We start from the raw sequence: 4601 nt of genomic DNA on the forward strand, positions 1-4601 counted from the left end.
TGTTTCGGCCATGTCCTTTTGACATAGCAGGAGGGTCGTTGCGTCAGCAACCTATTCAAGGTACACCAGCGCAACTCAGAAGTCGAGTCCTTATGATCAGGAATTTTGTGCGAGATCCACAGTGGCTGTTCCGGCATAGAGGTCGTGCTGCCCGGCACTACGTGCAGACTGGACAGATTGTTGCGCATCCGCACTGTTCATGCCCGCAAGAGTCAACGCAGAGACCGCGAGCAGTCCTGCAAAAGAGGTTGTCGGTTTCACCTGGCACTTACCCTTTCACCGTCTTCACTGTGATGTGGTACTTATCCGTTCAACGTTTCAATATTGCACATAGTTCCCCGGCGCGCGGACACCTTCTGAAGTGGTCTTTTTCGTCAATTAATTCAGTGTGGTGCCCCAGAAGACCGCGATGGTCACGGGGATGACGGTGATGAGCACGATGGCGATGCTGAACAGGCTCCAGATCTGGGCGTTGGATTTCTTGTACATGAAGCTGGCGAAGGCACCGCCGAAGAACAGAAATCCGATGAATACGCTGGCCATGGTGATCAGCAGTACGGTGTTGCTCATTTTTCTTCCTTCAAGGCTTGTCGACGCTCCGCTGGTCGGCGTGCCGCCAGCGTGAACGTGTCCGTGTCCCCGAACACCCCGGCGAGGGGGTCCTTTCCTGCATGTGCGTCCAGGACGGGGTCGGGGGTTCGGCCCATCATCTGGCGGATGACGAGGACAACCATTGCCACGATGAATCCATCGCGGGTGATCAGGACCAGGTCCAGTACTCCGCTGGGGATTCCCATGTTGTCGGTGCCCATCATGTGCCACATCAGTATCGGCCACACCAGCGCATCCACCAACATCCAAGGAAACAGCAGGCGCCAACGGGGGAGTGCCAGGACGGCCAGGGGGATCAGCCACAGAGAGTACTGGGGGCTCCAGACCTTGTTGAAGAGGAGGAAGGAGGCGACGATGAGGAAGGCTAGTTCCGCCACACGTGGGCGGTGTTGCACCTTGAGTCCGAAGATGGCGATGGCCAGGCAGGAGCCGGCGAACAGCACCAGGCTCACCGTGTTGAGGATCTCGGGGTTGTTGATGGGCAGGGGGAGGTTGCGGTCCAGGATCTGATAGATCGTGGTCCATTCCGCACCGCGGGTTTCATTGAGGCGAATGAATTCGTACCAGGCCTGGGGATAGGCGATGATGACCGGCAGGTTGACCACCAGCCAGGTGGTGATGGCTGCTGCCAGCATGAGGAAGAATTCTTTGAGTTTTCCGCTTCGCACTCCCAGTACCAGGTAGGCACCCAGGAGGTAGAGGGGCCAGAGCTTGAAGGCGGTGCCCAGGCCGATGAGCACCCCGGCCCAGACTGGGTTGCCCCGTTTGACTGCCAGGAGTGCACCGACCACCGCGGCGATCGACGGGGTGTCCCAGTTGGTGAAGGCATGGACGGCAACCAGTGGGGAAGCAGCCACCAGGACGGTGTCCCACACCCGGTTGCCGGTCAGCTCGACCATCATGCGGATAACCAGGACCCAGAAGAAGGCCAGCCCCAGGGCAGTGATCATGAAGTACAGGCCGGATTCCGGGATGGTGTGGAAGGGGATGACCTCCAACACGGGGTAGGAGAACCGTGTGATGATGCTTGCGATCCATTGGAAGATGCCACCCAGAACCGGGTATTCCATGTACCGGGTGAGGTCGCCTTCCACCCAGGAGAAGGCGTAGGGGAAACCGGGACTGTCCAGTCCGCGCCCTCCGTAGAGGGGGACAATGTCGTTATAGCAGGCTGAGGCGTATTGGCGGTTGCCTGACCAGTTCAGGGAGATCACGCCGTCCTCCCCCCGGACGCCCTGGATGCAGTTGGCCTTGGTGAGAAACCCAACTGCCAGGAATACCAGGGAGGTGGTGATCAGGACCTGCAGGGGAGTCCAGAATTGTTGTGTGCCCACCTGTGCGAAGCGGCCGAGTCGGCCGCCAATCGCATTGATGAAGTCATTGGCCACAGGTTCTGTCCTGCCGGGTGAGACCCGGCCCGTGATCGCCTTCTGATCCTTCATCTGTGTGGGCTCCTTATTGGTGGCAGGTTTTCCCCGCCCCCCAGGTGAAGAAGTTGAGATATCGGGCAGAGACTGCCTGAGATTCTAACCCAGGTTGAACAAGTCGCCCGGGATGACGATGCCCGGGGCCAGTTCAATATCTCCACCGCCGGTGTCGGCTTCACCCGGCGCGGGAGCGGGCTCTACGCCCTCGGCTGGAGCTTCTTCGGTTCCTTCGGCTTCTTCCTCTTCACCTTCAAAGGTGTCATTTCCTCCTGCAGCAGGGGACGGTGGGACCCAGGCCGGTGCGGGAGGGGTGCCATAGTTCAGTGGGCGGGCAGTGGGGAATTCCTCAATGTCCTCGTCCTCCAGGGCGGTGTCCATGGTTTCTTTCCAGATCACCGCGGGCGCACTGGAGCCGTACATGTTGCCGCCCCATTCGTTGCGGAGTGGGGTGTTTTCCACGGTGCCCATCCATACTGCGGTGGACAGCTGTGGGGCGGCACCCAGCATCCAAGCATCCTTGTTGCTTCCGGTGTCGCCCAGCTGGGTGGTTCCGGTCTTGGATGCGGATGGGCGTCCTCCGGCTAGGTTGTTGTAGTTGGAGTAGGCCGCAATGGGTGCCATGGCATCAAGCAGGTTGGTGGCAACCTTCTCTGAGACGCGTCGCTCCCCTTCGCCGATCTCGGCCTCATAGAGGACCTCACCGGATCGGGTTTCCACCTTCTCTACAAAGTATGGTTTGAACCAGATGCCCTCATTGGCGATGGTGGCCATGGCGGAGGCCATGTCGATCGGGCGGGAGGAGTACTGGCCGAGGATGATGCCGTCATAGGGGGTGGCACCGTTTTCGGTGAGGGTTTCCGGGATGCTCGGCAGGGAGCGGGCGATGCCCAGGGCATGTGCCATGTCGGCGGTGTCCTGGGAACCGTTTTCCAGGTCCTGCTGGAGACGGATGAAGCTGGTGTTGTAGGAGTGCTTCAGTGCTTCTTCGATGGAGCAGAAACCACAACCGGAGTTGTTCACATTGGTGATGGTGGCATCACCGATGGTCACGGGTGCAGAGCTGTAGGTCTGAGACAGGGGGATGCCCTGCTGCAGTGCGGCAGCCAGACCGAAGATTTTGAAGGTGGAGCCGGTCTGGAGAGGGGAGTTGGCATAGTCCCAGCCTCCCGGATCCTCACCACCGTAATAGGCACGGACCGCACCACTGTCCGGATCAATGGAGACCACGGCTCCCCGGACTTCTTCCCCATGTGTTTCCAGCTGCTTGCGCACGGCATCCACCGCACCCTGCTGGGCTTCTGAATCAATGGTGGTGGTGATCTGGAGACCGCGGTTTTCCACGTCCTGTTCCGTGATGCCCACCTGTGCCAGCTCAGCCATCACGTTGTTCTTGATCAGACCGTTGGTGCCGGTGGCTTCCGTGTAGGCACGGTTGTTGGCGGGATCAGTGGTCTCCGGGTAGGTGGCCTGGGCCCGGTATTCCGGGGTGATCGCTCCGATCTCCACCATGCCGTCCATGACGTAGTTCCAGCGTGACTGGGCGGCCTCCGGGTTGGTCCATGGTTCCAGGGTGCTTGGCAGCTGGATGGTGGCAGCCAGGACGGCACCTTCCTCCGCGGTGAGTTCACTCACGGGCTTGCCGAAGTAGGCATTGGCGGCGGCCTGCACACCATAGGCGTTCCTACCGAAGTAGACGGTGTTCAGATAGGCCTCGAGGACTTCATCCTTGGACCATTCATTAGCCATCTTGGCGGAGTAGACCAGTTCCTTCGCCTTGCGGACAAAGGAGCGGTCATCTCCGACAACTGCCTTCTTCACATACTGCTGGGTGATGGTTGAGCCACCACCGGCAGAGGAGTCACCGGTGATCACGCCGAGAGCTGCACGCGCATAACCGGTGAGGGAGAAGCCGGGGTTGGTGTAGAATTCCCGGTCCTCAGCTGCCATGACTGCGTTGCGAACAGATTCCGGCACCTCATCAAGGCTGACCATCTGCCGATTACCCTCAGGGGGAACCACGCGGGCTAGTTCGGTCTCACCATCGGCGGCATAGATATGCGAGACCTGTGGGGAGACCAGCTCTTCAGGCTCTGGGACATCAACCACGATATAGGCAGACATGAACACCAGCGCAGGAATGGCGATCATGGCGATGATGACGCCGATGATGCTATTGCGCATGGTGCGCTTCTTCTTCGCACGCCTCTTCCCGCGAGCAGGCTGGGCAGAGGAGTTTTTGTTGTTCGTCAACTGATATGTCCGTTCAATCAGATTAGGTACTTATCTGAGGTGTTTGATGTAGAGAATACTGCTCTCAGTGGCGTTCGCTTGAATCTGAAAATCAGCTGGCTGTAGCGGTTTCGGCCTTGAGCAGGTGATTCCATCTGCAATCGGGACAAACCTCCACAGTATGGACAGTGCATTCACGCCCATTTTCCACCAATTTCTGAATTTCCTCTTCATGACGTGCAGACCCGGAGGCCCTGCCGATCTGTTCTCCATAGACCCACAGCACGGTGCGCAGATTGTCGCCCCCACAGATGGGGCAGGCATACTCGGCGG

General features: G+C 59.2%; 5 protein-coding genes. All 5 read right to left on the minus strand.

What is annotated here, in order from left to right:
- Nucleotides 1-96: 96 nt before the first annotated feature.
- Nucleotides 97-261: a hypothetical protein gene (locus tag Q0M74_RS13085; protein WP_293955169.1), complete on the minus strand. Its 165-nt coding sequence runs from the start codon at nucleotides 259-261 to the stop codon at nucleotides 97-99.
- A 117-nt stretch (nucleotides 262-378) separates the two neighbouring features.
- Nucleotides 379-570 (minus strand): hypothetical protein, encoded by a 192-nt coding sequence (locus Q0M74_RS13090; RefSeq protein ID WP_293955171.1) that lies wholly within the window; start codon nucleotides 568-570, stop codon nucleotides 379-381.
- A complete protein-coding gene (locus Q0M74_RS13095; protein ID WP_293955174.1) occupies nucleotides 567-2054 on the minus strand; it encodes a glycosyltransferase family 87 protein in 1488 nt (495 codons plus the stop codon). The genes Q0M74_RS13090 and Q0M74_RS13095 overlap by 4 nt, the downstream gene beginning before the upstream one ends.
- Nucleotides 2055-2138: 84 nt before the next feature.
- The gene (locus Q0M74_RS13100) at nucleotides 2139-4289 is read right to left on the minus strand and encodes a transglycosylase domain-containing protein (RefSeq protein WP_293955176.1); all 2151 of its coding nucleotides are present in this window, start codon (nucleotides 4287-4289) and stop codon (nucleotides 2139-2141) included.
- 91 nt (nucleotides 4290-4380) lie between these two features.
- Nucleotides 4381-4601, minus strand: a 221-nt coding sequence (locus Q0M74_RS13105) for a DUF5318 family protein (RefSeq protein ID WP_293955178.1), incomplete at its 5' end; no start/stop codon positions are given.

The organism is uncultured Corynebacterium sp., from assembly GCF_945649885.1.
Taxonomy (GTDB): Bacteria; Actinomycetota; Actinomycetes; order Mycobacteriales; family Mycobacteriaceae; genus Corynebacterium.